16 protein-coding genes are annotated in these 17,938 nt (G+C 69.9%); 2 read left to right on the top strand and 14 right to left on the bottom strand.

Annotation, left to right across the window (positions count from 1 at the left end):
* Positions 1–19: 19 nt before the first annotated feature.
* The 8 genes from AC07PU_RS02945 to hutU all read right to left on the bottom strand — a co-directional run bounded on the left by AC07PU_RS02945 (position 20) and on the right by hutU (position 11,085).
* Positions 20–2,566 (bottom strand): PAS domain S-box protein, encoded by a 2,547-nt coding sequence (locus AC07PU_RS02945; RefSeq protein ID WP_495315093.1) that lies wholly within the window; start codon positions 2,564–2,566, stop codon positions 20–22.
* 119 nt (positions 2,567–2,685) lie between these two features.
* Positions 2,686–4,278, bottom strand: coding sequence for a hypothetical protein (locus AC07PU_RS02940; protein WP_495315091.1), 1,593 nt, complete (start codon positions 4,276–4,278; stop codon positions 2,686–2,688).
* A 238-nt stretch (positions 4,279–4,516) separates the two neighbouring features.
* The gene (locus AC07PU_RS02935; protein WP_093352255.1) at positions 4,517–5,488 is read right to left on the bottom strand and encodes an NADPH:quinone oxidoreductase family protein; all 972 of its coding nucleotides are present in this window, start codon (positions 5,486–5,488) and stop codon (positions 4,517–4,519) included.
* Positions 5,485–6,672: a CaiB/BaiF CoA transferase family protein gene (locus AC07PU_RS02930; protein ID WP_495315089.1), complete on the bottom strand. Its 1,188-nt coding sequence runs from the start codon at positions 6,670–6,672 to the stop codon at positions 5,485–5,487. Before AC07PU_RS02930 ends, AC07PU_RS02935 begins: the two co-directional genes overlap by 4 nt.
* A 7-nt stretch (positions 6,673–6,679) precedes the next feature.
* On the bottom strand, positions 6,680–7,474 hold the full coding sequence (locus tag AC07PU_RS02925; protein WP_093352261.1) for an ABC transporter ATP-binding protein: 795 nt from the start codon (positions 7,472–7,474) through the stop codon (positions 6,680–6,682).
* Positions 7,471–8,364 (bottom strand): ABC transporter permease, encoded by an 894-nt coding sequence (locus AC07PU_RS02920; protein WP_495315087.1) that lies wholly within the window; start codon positions 8,362–8,364, stop codon positions 7,471–7,473. The genes AC07PU_RS02925 and AC07PU_RS02920 overlap by 4 nt, the downstream gene beginning before the upstream one ends.
* A gap of 10 nt (positions 8,365–8,374) precedes the next feature.
* The gene (locus AC07PU_RS02915) at positions 8,375–9,331 is read right to left on the bottom strand and encodes an ABC transporter substrate-binding protein (RefSeq protein ID WP_093352266.1); all 957 of its coding nucleotides are present in this window, start codon (positions 9,329–9,331) and stop codon (positions 8,375–8,377) included.
* Between the two features lie 17 nt (positions 9,332–9,348).
* Complete coding sequence (gene hutU / locus AC07PU_RS02910) at positions 9,349–11,085, bottom strand: urocanate hydratase (RefSeq protein ID WP_495315084.1); 1,737 nt, start codon at positions 11,083–11,085, stop codon at positions 9,349–9,351.
* 150 nt (positions 11,086–11,235) lie between these two features.
* Between hutU and AC07PU_RS02905 the strand changes: the two genes are divergently transcribed.
* Entirely contained in the window at positions 11,236–12,198 is a 963-nt protein-coding gene (locus AC07PU_RS02905; protein WP_495315082.1) for a LysR substrate-binding domain-containing protein, read from the top strand.
* Here AC07PU_RS02905 and AC07PU_RS02900 read toward each other — a convergent pair.
* The 3 genes from AC07PU_RS02900 to AC07PU_RS02890 form a co-directional block, all read right to left on the bottom strand.
* On the bottom strand, positions 12,176–14,200 hold the full coding sequence (locus AC07PU_RS02900; protein WP_495315080.1) for a putative bifunctional diguanylate cyclase/phosphodiesterase: 2,025 nt from the start codon (positions 14,198–14,200) through the stop codon (positions 12,176–12,178). The two genes, AC07PU_RS02905 and AC07PU_RS02900, sit on opposite strands and share 23 nt — an antisense overlap.
* 161 nt (positions 14,201–14,361) lie before the next feature.
* Positions 14,362–14,985 carry a nitroreductase family protein gene (locus AC07PU_RS02895; RefSeq protein ID WP_495315078.1) on the bottom strand — a complete coding sequence of 208 codons (624 nt, stop codon included), beginning with the start codon at positions 14,983–14,985 and terminating at the stop codon, positions 14,362–14,364.
* A 105-nt stretch (positions 14,986–15,090) separates the two neighbouring features.
* Positions 15,091–15,879 (bottom strand): SDR family NAD(P)-dependent oxidoreductase, encoded by a 789-nt coding sequence (locus tag AC07PU_RS02890; RefSeq protein ID WP_495315076.1) that lies wholly within the window; start codon positions 15,877–15,879, stop codon positions 15,091–15,093.
* Between the two features lie 93 nt (positions 15,880–15,972).
* Between AC07PU_RS02890 and AC07PU_RS02885 the strand changes: the two genes are divergently transcribed.
* The gene (locus AC07PU_RS02885) at positions 15,973–16,863 is read left to right on the top strand and encodes a LysR family transcriptional regulator (RefSeq protein WP_495315074.1); all 891 of its coding nucleotides are present in this window, start codon (positions 15,973–15,975) and stop codon (positions 16,861–16,863) included.
* 33 nt (positions 16,864–16,896) lie between these two features.
* Here the strand turns inward: AC07PU_RS02885 and AC07PU_RS02880 are convergent, their stop codons facing one another.
* The 3 genes from AC07PU_RS02880 to AC07PU_RS02870 form a co-directional block, all read right to left on the bottom strand.
* On the bottom strand, positions 16,897–17,136 hold the full coding sequence (locus AC07PU_RS02880; protein ID WP_495315072.1) for a hypothetical protein: 240 nt from the start codon (positions 17,134–17,136) through the stop codon (positions 16,897–16,899).
* A gap of 135 nt (positions 17,137–17,271) precedes the next feature.
* Positions 17,272–17,559, bottom strand: coding sequence for a type II toxin-antitoxin system RelE/ParE family toxin (locus AC07PU_RS02875; protein WP_495315070.1), 288 nt, complete (start codon positions 17,557–17,559; stop codon positions 17,272–17,274).
* Positions 17,556–17,849, bottom strand: coding sequence for an antitoxin of toxin-antitoxin stability system (locus AC07PU_RS02870; RefSeq protein WP_495315068.1), 294 nt, complete (start codon positions 17,847–17,849; stop codon positions 17,556–17,558). Before AC07PU_RS02870 ends, AC07PU_RS02875 begins: the two co-directional genes overlap by 4 nt.
* Positions 17,850–17,938: the final 89 nt, after the last annotated feature.

The raw sequence follows: 17,938 nt of genomic DNA, 5'->3' as shown, positions 1-17,938 counted from the left end.
GCGCGGCTTGCCCTGAGATCTAAGAGGCGTCGAGCACCTCGCGCACGCGCACCGCCAGCTCCTCGATCGTGAAGGGCTTGCCGATCAGGTGCACGCCCGCGTCGAGCACGCCGTTGTGGACCACCGCATTGCGCGTGTAGCCGGTGGTGAACAGCACCTTGAGTTCCGGCCGCCGCCGCAGCGCCTCGTCGGCCAGCTTGCGGCCATTGGTCTCGGGCATCACCACGTCGGTGAAAAGCAGCTGGATCTCGGGATGGGCATCGATCAGCTTCAGCGCCGCCACGGCGCCATCGGCCTGCAGCACGCGGTAGCCGAGCTCGGTGAGCGCCGCGACCGTGAGCTGCCGCACCGCGGGCTCGTCCTCCACCACGAGGATCAGCTCCTCGGTGCCGCCCAGCGGCGTGTCGGGGGCGGCCTCGGCCTTCTCGTCCTCGGCGGGCGCGCCGAGCAGACGCGGCAGGTAGACCTTCACGGCCGTGCCCTCGCCGACCTCCGAATAGATCTTCACGTGGCCGCCCGACTGCTTGACGAAGCCATAGACCTGGCTCAGGCCCAGCCCCGTGCCGCGGCCCACCTCCTTGGTGGTGAAGAAGGGGTCGAAGGCCTTGGCGACCACCTCGGCGGGCATGCCCGAGCCGGTGTCGCTGACGGCGATCATCACGTACTGCCCGGACGAGAGGCCGAGGTGCTCGACGGCATAGCGCTCGTCGAGGTGGGTGTTGGCGGTCTCGATCGTGAGCCGCCCGCCGTCGGGCATGGCGTCGCGCCCGTTGACCGCGAGGTTGAGGATCACGTTCTCGAGCTGGTTGGGGTCGGCGTGCGTGCGCCACAGGCCGCCGGCCAGCACGGTCTCGAGCTGGATCGCGCCGCTGAGCGAGCGGCGCAGCAGGTCCGACATGCCCGCCACCAGCCGGTTGGCATCGAGCGACTCGGGGCGCAGCGGCTGCTGGCGCGAGAAGGCGAGCAGGCGCTGCGTCAGCAGCGCGGCGCGCTTCGCGCCGTCGCGCGCGGCCTCGACGTAGCGCCGGGCGCGAACGTCGTCGGCCGCGAGCTGGCGCCCCAGCAGGTCGAGCGAGCCGATCACCACCGCGAGCATGTTGTTGAAGTCGTGCGCGATGCCGCCGGTGAGCTGGCCCACCGCTTCCATCTTCTGCGCCTGGCGCAGCGCCTCCTCGGTCTTGAGCCGCTGCGCGACCTCCTCGGCCACGCGGTGCTCGAGCGAGTCGTTGAGCTCGAGCAGCGCGCGCTCGGCGCGGTGGCGCTGGGTCACGTCCTGGAACAGCACCGCGACCTGGCGGCGCTCGGGCGGCTCGACGCGGAAGGCGGCCAGCTCGAGGAAGCGGCCGGTGCGCACCAGCTCGCGCTCGAAGCGCACCGGCTCGCCCGTGAGCAGCACGCGGCGGTAGATGTCGACCCAGCCGTCGGCCTCGTCGGGCACCATCTCGCGCACCCGCTGGCCCACCACGTCGGCGATGCCGGCATTGGCCAGGTAGGCCGGGTTGGCCGTCACGTGGACGTAGTCGCTCATCGGGCCGTGCGGGCCATCGAGGAATTCGATGACGCAGAAGCCCTCGTCGATGGTCTCGAACAGGGTGCGGAACTGCCGATGGCTCTCGCGCAGCGCGAGCTCGGAGGCCTTGCGCTCGCTCAGGTCGAGCATGGCGCCGATCATGCGCAGCGGCCGGCCCTGCGCATCGCGCAGCACGGTGCCGCGGTCGAACACCTCGGCATGGCTGCCGTCCTTGCGCAGGAAGCGGTACTCCTGCGTCCAGGCGGTTCCGCCGCCGTCGATCACGGCATGGATGCCGGTCTCGACGCGCGCGCGGTCCTCGGGATGGATGTGGTCGAGCCACCAGTCGGCGCTGGTCTCTTCCTCCGTGTGGCCGAACAGCGTGGTCAGCGCCTGGTTCCAGACCACGTGGCCGTCGGACAGGCGCCAGTCCCAGACCGCGTCGTTGGTGGCCAGCACCGCGAGCCGGTAGCGCTCCTCGGTCTCCGTGCGCTGGGCCTGGCGCCGCGTCGCTTCGTCCTCCTTGTCGGCCAGCCGGCGCCGGGCCAGCACCTGGGCGGTGGTCTCCCAGACGGTGCACAGCAGGCCGCGCACGGCGCCCTGTTGGTCGCGCAGCGGCGCATAGGAGAAGGTGAACCAGGTCTGTTCCTCCAGCCCGTCGCGGTTCACGACCAGCGGCAGGTCCTCGCGATGGACCGGGCTGCCGGCCAGCGCCGTCTCGACCAGCGGCCCGACCTCGGACCAGATCTCCGCCCAGACCTCGGCCAACGGCGCGCCCATGGCCTGGGGATGCTTGCCCCCGAGGACCCGGGCGTACGGCTCGTTGTAGACCATGCCCAGGCCGTCGCCCCAAGCCAGCCACATCGGCAGGGCCGAATCGAGCATCAGCGACACCGCGTAGCGCAGCGTGCCGGACCAGCCCTGCGGCGGACCGAGCGCCGAGCGCGCCCAGTCGTGCTCGCGCAGGAAGGCGGCGGCGAGCGTGCCGTCGGGCCGGAAATGTCCCCCGTGCTGCAGTGCGGTGCCGGGCCCGCCGTGTGTCTCGCCGTTCTTCATGAGTGCGTCCGCGTGCTGGGCGTATCCCTTGGTGCGCCTGTCCAGGGTCGGTATCGTAGGGGCGCCGCGGGCTGTGCCGCGTCGGCGGGCAGGCCGTCTCGCGACCGGTCCGGGGCGATCTAGGGGCCGGACGTCGGCGGCGGCACCGCCCACGGGTTCGCGGATCCCGGCGGTCTCAGCACGGACGGCGCGGAAGGATCGGAGGACGGCATCGTCATGCTCGGCGGCGAAGCCATCACCGGACGGACCGGTGCCGGCCGGGGCATCACGGGCAGGGGCGACAGGCCCCGGATCTCCGACAGCCCCGCGGTCGCATCGCCCGCCCGCCGCCCGAACTCCCGCTTGATCGCCCGGTCGATCAGCGGATAGGGAAACATCGCGAGCTTGCCCGTGAGGCAGTTGATCATCAGGCTGTCGAAGGAGCGGCCGAACGATCCCTTCTCGAATTCCCTGGCATGAAGCTCGAGGATGCGGATCGCGTCGTTGCACTTGAGCACGTCGGCCTTGCCCTTGCCGAGCGAGGCGGCCAGCTTCCTTGCCTCCGGCAGCGTGGCGTAGGGCTGCTGCACCAGCGCGGCCGGTGCGATGGCCGGTGCCGTCGGCGCCGGAGGTCGCGCCGGCGCCGCGGCCAGGGGCAACAGCGACGAAGGTGCAAGCGCCGGGAACGAAGCCGCCGGTGCGCTCGGCGCGCGCGGCAAGGGTGCCAGCGTGCGATGCGGCGCCGGAGCCGGGGCGGGCGGCGTCGAGAGCCTCGACAGCGTCGACGCGAGCCCCATCATGCCGACCAGGCACATCACCACCACCCACGGATTGCTGGCGGACGCCGCGTTGCCCGTAGGCACCGGCCGCGCCTTGGGCCGCGCGGGCGCGAACGCCACGAAGCGCCGCCACGCCGGAATGGCCGCTTCCCATGCGCGCCAGCGCTCGATGTTCGAGGGGTTGGTGACGATGTGCAGCCAGTGGGGGAAGTTGCGCACGGCCTGCTCGGCCAGCGGCAGCGACTTCGCGAGCCGGCGCACGCCCGGCTTGTCCGGCGAGCGCAGCTGCCGGATCGGTTCGCGCAGGCGCTCGCGCGTGCCCTCGGGCAGGCTGTCGTACGCATCCAGCTCCTGGATCGCGTGGTCGATGATGACGCCGGAACGGCCCAGCCTCGAGAGCGACGCCGCTTCCTCGCGCCAGCGGAAGGCGCCGACGGCCGGGGCGAACACCTTCTCGTGCCCGGGGCGCCAGCCGTTGGCCAGCCACGAGGCCACGCCCAGCTCGAACAGGAACCGTGCATCCATATCCAGCAGCCGCGGGTCCTCGAGCGCGGCATCCAGCGCCGCCCGCGCTTCGTGCCGGTCCAGTGTCCCGGCCGCGGCGAGGCGGGCCATGAGGGCATCGAACACCGCGCGGGCGTAGTCGTCGGACCGCTGCATCCGGGACGGCGCAGCGGCGTTGTCGACCGGGCCGCTCGCAGGTGCCGCCGGGGTCGGCGCAGCCTCCTCCGGCGAAGCAGGTGTCTGGTCCGGCGCATCGCGCGCGGCGGCATCGCGGTGCGCGAGCCAGGCCAGCACGAGCTCATAGCGCTCGCGCAGCGCCTGGAACCGCGCGGGCTCCGCGGCGACGTCGATCTGCTTGAGCTGCGCGGCATAGGCGCGGCGTACCGCCTTGCCGTCCGTGTCTTCCGAAAGGCCGAGCGACTGCAGGGCCGCGAGCACCTGCGCGTTCATGGCCGGGCACGCCCGTCAAGGGGACACGGGCGCACCGCGTCCCCGGATCCCCGCGCCTGGCACCCCGCCATCCGGCTGCTGGCGATGCCCCGTTCCTTGCCGACCGTCATCCTCGCCCCTCGTGTTCCGCTTTCGTGGCGAATGTATACGAGCGAGGCGATGGCCAGCGCTCGCGCCGGGTCGAAGCGTCGGAGGATCTGCGCGGGACCTGGGCTTGCCCGGGCCGCCGAACGCCGGGTCAGGGATTGCCGTCGGGCAGGAGCACCAGCTTGCCGAAGGTGCGCCGCTCCTGCAGATCGGCCAACGCGCGAGGCAACTCGCTGAAAGCGTAGCGGCCGCCCACGTCGGCGTGCAGCTGCTGGTGCCTGAAGCCGGCCAGCACGTCGTCCAGCGCCTGCCCGATCAGCGGCAGGTCGCGCTCGTGGCTCCAGTAGATGCCCAGCGCCGACGCGCTCTTGAGCAGGAGACGGTTGGCGCGGATCTCGGGAATGCGTCCGCTCGAGAAACCCACGAGGCACAGGCGCGCGCCATGGGCCAGGCACTTGACGCTGCGGTCCGTGATATCGCCCCCCACGGGATCGATGACCACATCCACGCCCTTGCCGCCGGTGGCCTGCATCACCTGCTCGACCCAGTCGTCCTCGCGGTAGTCGATGCAGACCGAAGCCCCGCGCTCCCTGCAATGCGCGAGCTTGTCCTGGCCGCCCGCGGTGGCGATGACGCGCGCACCGGCCCGAACCGCGAGCTGGGTGGCCGCCAGCCCGACCCCGCCGGCGGCCGCGTGCACCAGCACCGTCTCGCCCGCCTGCAACCGGGCCCGCGCGAACAGGGCGATCCACGCGGTCGGCCAGACCACCGGCAGCACGGCGGCCTCGGCCAGCGGGACTTCCTCGGGCACGCGCACCAGCCACGAGGCCTCGGCCACGGCGAACTGCGCGAAGCCGCCCCACATGACCTTGGTGGCGACCCGATCGCCGGGGCTGAAGGCGCCACCGCCCGAAACGCTCTCGACGATGCCGCTGATCTCCTGGCCCGGGGTGAAGGGCAGCGGCGGCCGGATCTGGTAGGCGCCGCGCGTCATCAGCACGTCCGAGAAGTTGAGTCCGGCAGCGGCCACCCGCACCAGCACCTGGCCCGGCTTGGGATGCGGCAGCGGCATCTCCATGAGCTCCGGCGGCTGCGTGACGTCCCTGACGATCCACGACTTCATACGGCCCCCCGCGCGCGCAGTTGCGCAAGATCCGCCGGCGCGATGCCGATGCCCTGCAACACCTCGTCGGTGTGCGCACCCAACAAGGGGTCGGCCTGGACCTTCGCCGGATCTCCCGAAGAGAACACGGCCGGCTGCAGCACGAACGGCCAGGGGCGCTCGGCGTCCTGCGCCTGGGCGACCCGCCCTCGATCCTGCCGCGCGGACTGCGCATGGGCCTGCTGCAGATCCCAGACCGGGCCTGCGGGAACGTCGGCCTCCAGGCAGGCCTGGACCACCTCGTCCACGGTCCGCTCGCGCGACCATGCCGTGATCGCCGCCTTCAGCGCCGGCTCGTTGCGCGCGCGCTGCAGGTTGTCGACGAAGCGCGGGTCCTCGACCCATTCGGGCTTGCCGATCAACGGCGCGAAGCGGCGGAAGAACCCGTCGTTGCTGACCACGATCACCACCCAGCCGTCGCGGGCCTCGAAGCAGTCCACCGGCGAGGTCACGGGATGGCGGTTGCCCACGCGCTGCGGCGCCGTGCCGCTGGCGAACAGACGGCTCGCGCTGGTGAGCTGCAGGGCCAGCATCGCATCGAACATCGACAGGTCGATCTGGCGCCCCTGGCCATCCCGCTCGCGGGCGAACAACGCCGTCATCAACGACCAGGCACCGAACAGGCCCGTCACGAGGTCCGCCACCGAGTCGCCCACGCAGGTGGGCTCCTGCCCGGGACGGCCCGTGGTGCTCATGAGCCCGGACATGGCCTGGATGATCAGGTCATAGGCCGGCCGCCCCTTGAATTCGCCCTGCTGTCCGAAGCCCGAGATGCTCAGGTAGACCAGCGAGGGATTGCGCGCCTTCAGCGTCGCGTAGTCCACCCCCAGCCGCTGCGCGACGCCGGGGCGGAAGTTCTCGACCACCGCATCGGCGGTATCGATCAGCGCATACAGCATCTCGCGCGCGCGCTCGTCCTTGAGATTGAGCGTGACACTCTTCTTGTTGCGGTTCAGCAAGGAGAAGTAGACGCTGCGGCCGTCGACGAAGGGGCCGAAGTGGCGCGAGTCGTCGCCGGTCACGGGCGTCTCGATCTTGATCACCTCGGCCCCCACGTCGGCCAGCAGCGCGGTGCAGTAAGGCCCCGACATCACGCGCGACAGGTCGACGATCCGCAGGCCGTTCAGAAGTTGTTGTTGGGTCATGAGAGGGTCATCCCAGAAGAAGGCTGTCGTCGCTGAGTTCCTTGCCGCTGCGCTGGGAGAACAGCGCCAGCAGGTCGGGAACATCGAGCCGCTCGCGTTCGCTGCCGGCGATATCGAAGACGATGCGCCCCTGGTGCAGCATGATGGTCCGGTCGCCGTGATCGAGCGCCTGGCGCATGCTGTGCGTGACCATCAGCACCGTGAGCTTGAGCTCGCGCACGAGATCGTCGGTGAGCTTCATCACGAACTCCGAGGTGCGCGGATCGAGCGCGGCCGTGTGTTCGTCGAGCAGCAGCAGGCTCGACGCGTTGAGCGACGCCATCAGCAGGCTGATCGCCTGGCGCTGCCCGCCCGAGAGCAGGCCCATGCGGTCGTGCAGCCGGTTTTCCAGGCCGAGGCCGAGCCGGGCCAGCGCCGCGCGGATGCGCTCGCGCCGAGGCGCCGTCACCGCGTGACCCAGTCCGCGCGCATGGCCGCGCGCCAGGGCGATGGCCATGTTCTCCTCGATCGTCAGTTCCTCGCAGGTGCCCGCCAGCGGGTCCTGGAAGACACGGGCGATGGCCCCGGCGCGACGCGCGACCGGCCAGCCGGCGATGGCTTCGCCATCGATCGTGACGGCCCCGCCGGTGGGGGTCGTCTCTCCCGCGAGCACATTGAGCAAGGTCGACTTGCCGGCGCCGTTGGAACCGATCACCGTGATGAACTGCTGCTGGGGGATGTCCAGCGACAGGCCGCGCAGCACGTGGTTCTCGAGCGCGGAGCCGGGATTGAAGACCACATCGAGCTTCTCGACCCTGATCATGCTTTTCTCCCGCGCAATGCACCCGCCAGGCCCACGCCGGGCGCAACCAGTGCCAGGGCCACGAGCGCCGCGGTCACCATGTTCAAGTCCGAGGGCGTGAGCCCGATGCTGTCGACGTCCAGGGCCAGCGCCACCGCGATGCGATAGAGCACGGCGCCCACCAGCGCGGACAAGGTCGCGCGCACGATGGTCGTGTTCCTGATCAGCACCCCGCCGCCGATCACGGCGGCAAAGCCGACGACCACCACGCCGCCGCCCATGTTGACGTCGGCCGAGCCCTGCGTCTGCGCGAAAAGCGCACCGCCGAGGGCGGACAGCCCGTTCGCCATGGCGAGCCCCAGCCAGGTCATCCGGCCGGTGTGGATGCCGTAGGCGGCCGCCATCCGCGGATTGGCGCCGGTCGCCCGCAGGGCCAGGCCGGTTTCGGAAGCGAGGAAGCGGTTGAGCAGCAGGACGATCGCCACGCACAGCAGGATGAGCACGAGCGGCACCGCATAGGCACTGCCGACGAAGTGCGCGCCCAGCCCCGTGAACACCGTGTCCGTGCCCAGCAAAGGCGTGTTGGGCCGCCCCATGATGCGCATGTTCACCGAATACATCGCGACCGAGGCCAGGATGCCGCTGAGGATGTGCAGGATGCGCAGCCGGACGTTGAGGAAGGCCGTGAGGGAGCCCGCGAGCATGCCGGCGACGAAGGCCAGCAAGGTGGCCAGGTAGGGATTGGCTCCCGCGACGATCGATGCGGCGGCCACGGCACCGCCGAGCGGGAAGCTGCCCTCCACCGTGATGTCGGGGAACTTCAGCAGGCGAAAGGTGATGTAGGTTCCGAGCGCGACGAAGCCGAAGATCAGCCCCGTCTCGAGCGCGCCCAGCAAGGCGTAGAAATTCATCCCGCCCTCCTCAGCGATTGACGATGTTGGCCTGGCGGGCCACGTCGTCCGGAATGCTCAGGCCCGCGGCCTGCGCGGCGCGCTGGTTCACGACCGTGCGAAACACCTGCGGCGTTTCCACGTCGATATCGCCGGGCTTCGCGCCCTTGAGGATCTTGACGACCTGGCGGGCCGCTTCCTCGCCGACGGCGTTGTAGTCGAAGCCGATCGAAGCCACCGCGCCGCGCTCCACGGTGCGGGTCTCGGCCGTGAACACGGGAATCTTCTGCTCCTGACCGATGCGCACCGCCGATTCGAGCGCCGCGTACACAGTCGGATCGTTGGGAATCCAGACCACGTCCGTCTTGCCCACGAGCGAACGCATGGCCGAACCGACCTCGTTGGAGGTGGGCGCGTTCGCCTCGACCAGCGTCATGCCATGGGCCTTGAGCAGCGGCTTGAGCACCTCGATCTGGTAGCGCGAGCCATCGAGCCCGGTGTTGTAGATCACCCCCAGGCGCCTGGCCTGCGGCATGAAGGCCTTGATCAGGCGCAGCTGCCGCTCGATCGGCGCGAGGTCGGAGATGCCGGTGGCATTGCCGCCCGGACGCTTCAGCGACGGGACCACCTTGGCGCCGAGCGGATCGGTCACCACGGTGAAGACCACGGGCACCGTCCTCGTGGCCGACAAGGCGGCCTGCGCCATCGGCGTGGTGATGGTGACGATCACGTCGGGCGCATCGCCGACGAACTTGCGCAGGATCTGCGTGGCGATGCCCGCGTTGCCCTGGGCCGACAGGTAGTCGAGCCTGAGGTTCTGGCCTTCGACGTAGCCCGCGCCGCGCAGTGCGTCCACGAGCCCGGTCTTGACCTGGATCAGCTGGGGAATGTCGACCATGTTCGCGATCGCCACGTGCCTGGTCTGCGCCGAGGCCATCGACGCGCCGACGACGAGCCCGAGGGCCAGGAAGTACCTTGTCCATTTCATGACGTGCTCCTTCAGAGTCAGGCTGCCAGCGAAGGCAGGTCCAGTTGGCGCTCGCGCGCGGTGCGCGCGGCGATCTCGTAGCCCGCGTCGGCGTGGCGCATCACGCCGGTGGCGGGATCGTTCCAGAGCAGCCGCGCGATGCGCTCGTCGGTGCCTTGCGCGCCATCGGCCACCAGCGCCATGCCCGCGTGGATCGAATAGCCCATGCCCACGCCGCCGCCGTGATGGATGCTGACCCAGTCGGCCCCGCAGGCCGTGTTGAGCAGCGCATTCAGGAGCGGCCAGTCGGCCACGGCATCGGAGCCGTCGAGCATGCCTTCGGTCTCGCGGTTCGGGCTGGCCACCGAGCCCGAGTCCATGTGATCGCGGCTGATGGCGATCGGCCCGCTGAGCTCGCCGTTGCGCACCATTTCGTTGATCGCGAGCCCGGCGAGATGCCGCTCGCCCAGGCCGAGCCAGCAGATGCGCGCGGGCAGGCCCTGGAACCTGACGCACTCGCGTGCCATCGTGAGCCAGCGGCCCAGCGCCTGGTCCCGCGGGAACAAGGCGCGCAGGCGCTCGTCCGTCTTGTAGATGTCCTGCGGATCGCCCGACAGCGCGACCCAGCGGAAAGGCCCCTTGCCCTCGCAGAACAGCGGCCGGACATAGGCCACCACGAACGACGGAAAGTCGAAGGCCTGCGCCACGCCTTCATCGAGCGCGACCTGGCGGATGTTGTTGCCGTAGTCGAACACCACGGCGCCGCGCGCCTTGAAGTCCAGCATCGCGCGCACATGCAGCGCGATCGATGCGCGCGCCGCCTGCTCGACCGCGCGGGGGTCGCTCGCGCGCGCCGCCTCCCAGCGCGCCACGTCCCAGCCGGCGGGCAGGTAGCCGTGCAGCAGGTCGTGCGCGGCGGTCTGGTCGGTCACCACGTCGGGACACAGGCCGCTGCGAACGATCTCGGGCAGGACCTCGGCGGCATTGCCGCACAGCGCGATCGATAACCCGCGGCGCTGCGCACGCGCCTCGTCGACGAGTTCGAGCGCATGCGCGAGATCGCGCGCCTGCACGTCGAGGTAGCCAGTGCGCAGGCGCATGTCGATGCGGCTCTGCTGGCACTCCACCACGAGGATCGCGGCCCCCGTCATCCGCCCGGCCAGGGGTTGCGAGCCGCCCATGCCGCCGAGCCCCGCAGTGAGCATCCATCGGCCCTCCATCGAGCCGCCGAAATGCCGACGCCCGACCTCCGAATAGGTCTCGTAGGTGCCCTGCACCGTGCCCTGGCTGCCGATGTAGAACCAGGAGCCGGCCGTCATCTGGCCGAACATCATCAGGCCCTTGCGCTCGAGCTCGTTGAAGTGGTCCTGCGTGGCCCATTTGGGCACGAGGTTGGAATTGGCGATCAGTACGCGCGGCGCCATCGCATGGGTACGGAACACGCCCACGGGCTTGCCGGATTGCACCAGCAGGGTGTGGTCCTCGTCCAGCCGCTCGAGCGTTTCGACGATGCGATCGAAGGCCTCCCAATTGCGCGCCGCGCGCCCCACGCCGCCATAGACGATCAACTGCGCGGGATTCTCCGCAACGTCCGGATCGAGGTTGTTCATCAGCATGCGCAACGGCCCTTCCGTGCGCCAGCTGCGGGTTCGAAGTTCGGTCCCGCGGTCGGCGCGAACGACCCGGGGCAACGATGTCTCGTGAGGCAATTTCTTCTCCTGTGCGGTCCATGCCAAGGCGGCCGATTCAGCGTCGCCACCAATTCCATTGCTCATGGATCCGGAGAAAGATGGCGTGCCTGAAAACGATGGGAATTACGCCTGTTCTCCCTAGAATGCGGCGTGTCCGCGACGATTATGAAAATTGCGTTGCACGGCCGAAAGCGATTTTTCCTCCTTGGTGGATGACCAACGCTCATGCATTGAATGCGAACCCACACGCCCTCCCTTTCGTGCCTGCTGGCGTTCGAGGCCAGCGCCCGGCACCACAGCTTCACCCGCGCGGCCGACGAGTTGTGCGTGACGCAGGGCGCGATCAGCAAGCTCATCAAAGCCCTGGAGGACGAACTCGGCACGCTGCTGTTCGTGCGTGAAGGCAAGCGATTGACGCTCACGCCGGCGGCCGATGCGTACCTGCGGCGCATCCAGCCGCTGCTGCACAAGCTCGAGGCCGCGTCGGTCGAGCTCAAGGCCGGTGGCCGCAGCAGCGGCCGTTTCAACCTCGCGGTGCTGCCCAGCATCGCGGCCCGGTGGCTGATGCCGCGCTACTCCGATTTCTCGGCACGCCATCCCGACGTCATCCTGAACCTCACCACCCACCTGTCGCCGTTCAACTTCCACATCGAGGACATCGATGCGGCCATTCATTTCGGCGCCAAGTCCTCATGGAGCGGCGCCGAGATGGAGTTCCTGCTGCAGGACGCGGTGGTGCCGATCTGCAGCCCGGATTTCCTGCGCCGCTACGGCCCGTTCGACGAGCCGCGCCGGCTGCTGGACTACACGCTCGTGCACCTGGCCTCGCGCATGGACTCGTGGAACTTCTGGCTCGGCAGCCTGGGCGTGGAGATGGGACACACGCCGCCGGGACCGGTGTTCGAGCACTACCTGATGATCGTGCAGGTGGTCACCGCCAGCCTCGGCATCGGGCTCGCGCCCTACTTCCTCGTGGCCGACGACATCGAGCAAGGGCGGCTGGCCGTGCCCTATCGCCACTTGGCCAGCGAGGACCTGGCTTACTACCTGGTCTATCCCGGCGAGAAGAAGGACTATCCGCCGCTGCGTGCGTTCAGGGGCTGGCTGGCGCAGGAGCTGGTGGCGACGCAGCGCTCGATCGACGGCTTCCGTGCAAGCTGCCCGCATCCATCGCTCAGGACCTCGACGCCATCGTGACGGGAAGGGAGTCCCGGCGCCGCTGCGCCCACGCCACCACCTGCCCCAACGGCGCCGGCCGCATGAAATAGAACCCCTGCAGCAGCGGACACCCAAGCCGCGTGAGCGTCTCGAACTCCTCCTGGCTCTCGACGCCCTCGGCCACCACCTCGATGTCCATCGAGCGCCCCAGCCGCACCACCGCCTCCACCATCAGGCAACTGGCCGGCGAGGAATCGAGGCCGAACACGAAGCTGCGATCGATCTTCACCTGGTGCACGTGCTCGCCGCGCAGCGAGGCCAGCGAGGAGTAACCGACGCCGAAATCGTCGATCGCGACCGCGACGCCGGACTCGGCCAGCGCGCGCAGCCGGGCGCGCGCGGTCGAGGTGTCGAGCGCGACCTCCTCGGTGATCTCGATCTGCAGGCGGCGCGGCGGCAGGCCGTGCGCCGCGAGCACCTGCGCGGTGATGACATCGACCGGCAGCTGCGACATCTCGCGCGGCGATACGTTCATCGCCACCGGCAGCTCGGCGAAGGCGCCGCCGATGCCACCGAGTTGCACCAGGCCATGGCAGACCTCCTCGAGGATGTGGCGCAGCAGGCGCTCGGCCAGGCCCGTGCTCGCGGCCGCGAAGATCACTTCGCCGGGCGCGACCCAGCCGTGCTTCGGATGCCGCCAGCGCAGCACGGCCTCGAGGCTGTGCAGGCGCTGCCCGCGGTCGGCGAGGATCGGCTGGTACCAGGCGCAGATGGCGCGCGTCGCCATGGCCTCGACCATGTCGCGCTCGATGTCGCGCCGGCGCAGCAGGCGGCCATGCAGCACCTCGTCGAAGCGGTGGCAGCGGTTGCGCCCGCGCCGCTTGGCCTCGTAGAGCGCCTCGTCGGAGAAGCTCAGCATCTCCTCGGCCGAGCGGTCGAGGCTGGTGCAGATGCCCACGCTCACGCCAAGCTGCCCGCCGTAGTGCGAGGTGGCATGGCCGATCGAGTCGATGAGCCCCTGCGCCACGTGCTCGGGCGCATCGGCCGCGCCTTGCGGGCGATAGAAGACCGCGAACTCGTCGCCGCCCCAGCGGCCGACCACCGCGTCATGCTGCGCCAGCCGTTGCTGCAGCCACCGGCCGACGTCCTGCAGCACGCGGTCGCCGGTCTTGTGGCCGAAGGCATCGTTGATGGCCTTGAAGCCGTCGAGGTCCAGCATCAGCGCCGCATGCGGCGCCACGTCGGCCTGCGCGACCTCGAAGCGCGCGGCCGCCTTCGCGAAGCCCTCGCGGTTGAGCAGGCCGGTCAGCGAATCGTGGTTGGCGCGAAAGTCCAGCTCGCGCGTCGCGCGCGTGGACTCGGCATGGGTGCGCTGCAGCTCGGCCGCCATGAACAGCGCCTCGTTCTTCAGCCGGCTGCTGGCGCGAAACGCGCGCTCGCCGCGTCGCGAGGCGTAGACCAGCGTGCACAGGTAGACGAAGACCATCGCCGCGAGCGCGTTGTGATGAAAGCCGCCGGCATGGAGCAGCCACGCGGTGACCGCGGCCAGCGCGGGCGTCACGAAGACGATCGGCACCGGCGCATAGGCCGCGCTGAAGATCACGGAGCCGGCGCAGACGCCGCAGACGATGGTCAGGAAGAACAGCGTTTCCGATGGGTTCTCGCTGTCACAGAACAGCGGCAGCAGCGCCCACACGCATCCCGACAGCAAAGACGACGAGGTGATGCGGCGAAATCGCCTCGCGAGTTCGCGCTCGTCCATGCCGGCCACGGCCTGCTCGACCGCGCGCAGCGACCGGCAGACATGGGCCCGGTAGGCATTGGACAGAACGACCAGCAGCAGCCAGGCGGCCGGCCCGGCCCAGTGCACCGAGGCATAGAGCGCGACGCCGGCGGTCACGCAACCCACGGCCATGCCAGAGGGCACGACGGCACGCACGCTGCGCTGCACCGACAGTAGCTGATCGCTCCTCACCCGCCGCGAGAGTTCGTCGGACGACGGGCCGCTCGAGGGGTCGTGACCTGATGGGAGATCGACCATGGTGGGCAACTGGTGGCGGGAGTCCTCACCCCCTTAACCCATTGCGCACCGGATGCCAGGCGTCGCCCTTCGTCCTTTTGCCCTTCGGGGCGTCGGCCTGCGCCGACAGGGGCGGCTCGGGCCGCGTCGCCAGAGGCACGACTCGAATCCAGCGCCGCGACTCAGACCAGCTGCAGCACCTGCGCCAGCGGCCGGCGCGGCTTGCGCGGCCAGTTCTGGGGCGTGGCGTAGCCGATGGCCAACAGCAGCACCGGGATCTCGTCGGCCGCCAGCGCGAAGGCCTCGGCGACCGCGGGCGCATCGAAGCCGATCATCGGCGCGGAGCCCAGCCCCATCGCCTGCGCCGCGTAGATGAGCGCGCCGGCGCCGAAGGTCGCGCTGCGCACCGCCTCGTCGCGCTGGCGCTGCGGCTGCTCGAAGTAGAGGCTCTTGGCCGCGCCTTCCCAGCCCGGGACCATCTCCGCCGGCATGAAGCCGGCCGCGACGGCGCCCGCGAGGCGATCGGGCAGCGTGCGATGGTCGGCGAGCTGGCCGCAGACGATGAAGGTCACGGCGGCTTCGCTGACCTTGGCCTGGTCCCAGGCCAGCGCGCGCAGCCGCGCCTTCTGTTCAGGCGTGCGCACGGCGACGAAGCGCCAGTTCTGCAGGTTGAACGAGGTCGGCGCGGTCGTGGCCAGGCGCACCAGTTCCTCGATGCGCTCGTCGCTGATGCCGCGCGCGGGATCGAACAGATTGGTGGTGCGGCGCTCTTCGATGGCCTGGAGGATCGGGTACGGATGGGACATGGGAATCTCCTTGGAGGAAGCTTGCGGACGAGCCCCGTCCTCCGCCCGCGCGCGGCGGCGCGGGCGGCTGGAACGGGACGAAGGGGATCGGGGAAGAAAGAAGCGCTAGACGATGCTGTCGACCACGCCACCATCGACGCGCAGCGCGGCGCCGGTGGTGGCCGAGGCCTGCTCGGAGCTGGCGTAGAGGATCATGTTCGCGACCTCTTCCACGCGCGCGGCGCGGCGGATGATCGACGAGCCGCGGTGCGTGGTGACGAAGTCCGCCGCGACCGCCTCCAGGCCGCGGCCCGAGGCCTCCACCCCGGCCTGCAGCATGTCGGCCACGCCTTCGGACAGCGTGGGTCCGGGCAGCACGGCGTTGACCGTCACGCCGGTGCCGGCCAGCCGCTTCGCAAGGCCGCGCGAGACGGCGAGCTGCGCGGTCTTCGAGAAGCCGTAATGGACCATGTCGGCCGGGATGTTGAGCGCCGACTCCGAGGACACGAACACGATGCGGCCCCAGCCGCGCGCGACCATGCCCGGTGCATAGGCGCGCGCGCAGCGCACGCCCGACATCACGTTGGTCTGGAAGAAGCGGTCCCATTCCGCATCGGGCGTGTCGAAGAAGTCCTGCGGCCCGAAGACGCCGAGGTTGTTCACGACGATGTCGAACTCGGGATGACGCGCCTGCAGCGCCGCGCAGGCCTCGGGCGTCGAGAGATCGCCCGCGAAGCCGTGGGCGCGCGAGGCCGCGTCGCCCAGCCGCGCGAGCGCGGCCGCCACGCCGGCCTCGCTGCGACCGTTGATCACGACCTCGGCGCCCGCGGCCAGGAAGCCCTGGGCAGTGGCGAAGCCGATGCCGTTGGTGGAGCCGGTGACGAGCACGCGGCGGTGGTTGAAGTGGATGTTCATGGGGTTCCTTGGTCGATGGCCGCGATCGTATTTCTGCATCGATCCATTGATAATCCGGCTCATCTCCAAATCACCTTTCGACATCCTCGAACAATGGACCGGATCGACGCCCTGCGCCTGCTGATCGATGTCGCCGAATGGGGCAGCTTCTCGGGGGTCGCGCGCCAGCGCGCCGTCGCCACCTCGACCGTGACCCTGGCCATCAACCAGCTCGAGCAGGAGGTGGGCGCACGGCTCATGCAGCGCTCGACGCGGCGGCTGGCCTTCACCCACGAGGGCGAGGCGCTGGTGGCGGATGCGCGCCGCATCGTCTCGGAATGGGATGCGGCGCTGGGCGGCCTGCGCCAGCAGGGCGAGCTGTCGGGCCCGGTGCGCGTCACCGCCACCAACGACTTCGGCCGCTCGCAGCTGCGGCCGCTGCTCGACGCCTTCCAGCAGCGCCACCCGCGCGTGCGCATCGGGCTGCATCTCAGCGACAGCACCATCGACCTGATCGAGACCCACATGGACCTCGCGATCCGCTTCGGTCCGCTGCCCGACTCGAACCTGCAGGCCCGCCTGCTGGTGCCCGGCGAGCGCCTGGTCTGCGCCGCGCCGGCCTACTGGAACTCGCGCGGCCGCCCGGCGCACCCAAGCGAACTGGCGCAGCACAACTGCCTGGTGCTCGCGCGGCCCGGTGCGCCGCTCGCGGCCTGGACCTTTCGCGACGGCGGTCGGCCTTTCAACGTCAAGGTGTCGGGCGACCGCGAGGCCAGCGACGGCTCGGTGCTGCGCGAATGGGCCGTGAACGGCGTGGGCGTGATCTTCAAGAACCGGCAGGACATCCGGCACGAGCTCGAGGCCGGTGCGCTGGAAGGGGTGCTGGGCGGCTACGTGGCGGGGCCGATTGACCTGTTCGCGGTCTTTCCGGGCGGTGCGCCGAGCCGGCGCGTGGCGGCCCTGGTGGATTTCCTCGCGGCCGCGCTGCGATCGCCGCCAGCCTGAGCCTGCCGAGGCTCGGCGCTCAGAGCGCGAAACTCAGAACTGGCCCTGCGCGTCGCCCGTTCGGTCGTGCACCCATCGCATGGCCTGCAGCTGGGCTTGCCGCAGCGCCTCCTCGGCACTGCCGTGCCCGAGGTCGTCCGCGGGCAGTTCATCGGCAATGAAGGCGGGGCCGCCCGCATAGTCGAGCCGCGCCAGGTAGCGGCCGCTGCCGTCGGGTTCCGCACGGCAGATGAACGCGTGTTCCCACAGGTCGATTCTTTCCTCGAAGCTCATTCGGATGGTCCTCTCGTTGTCCAGGTCTTCAATGACTGGAAACGAGTCTATGGACGGCGCAGCCGCGCCGCGTAGGAGCCGCCCGCGTGGGTGGGTGGGTCGGCAGGCGAGACGCGCGAATGCGACAAGCCCGGCTCAACGCGCGGGCGGCCACTGCCGAGCCGTGTGCAGCAGCGTCAACACCCAAACGGTTTGCGCGACATCGTCCACCTCGTAGACCATGCGATAGCTCTCGTGCGGAATCAGCTCCCGGGTCCCGGCGATCCGCCCTCGCTTGCCGAGCAATGGAAAGTCGATCAGCCGGGCAGCGGCGGCGCCGAACAATTCGTCCATCGCGATCGCCGCGTGCACGTTGTCGGCGGCGATGTAGGCCAGGATGTCTTCCCGATCGCCTTCGGCCTGACGGGTCCAACGAACCCTCACGCGTCAGCCTTGGTGCTCCGCTCGAGCAGTTGCTTGCGCCGAGCGGCGAAGTCGGCCTCGACCTCGTCATGCGAGCGTCCATCTCCAGCTCGCATGTCGCGGCGGCCGGCTTCCACCTTTCGCGCCACGAAGGCTTCATGCTCCTGCGCCTCGCGCTGATTGCGTACGAACTCCCGCATCAGATCGCGCACCACCTGGGATGCCGGACGGTCCAGCGCCTGGGCGGCGGCCATGAACTCGTCGCGCAGCTCGGGCTCGAGCTTCATCGTGAATACGGCTTCCTTGGACATGGCACTCCTTGTACTGACCAGGTATATACATCGTCATTATCACGACAAACCTGGTCGGAAGCGTTCCTCGACCCCTCACGTCCTTTCAG

The organism is Variovorax sp. GW821-FHT10D07 (assembly GCF_059415325.1).
Note: the sequence above shows the minus strand (reverse complement) of the source record. Positions and strands in the feature narration are given on the sequence as shown.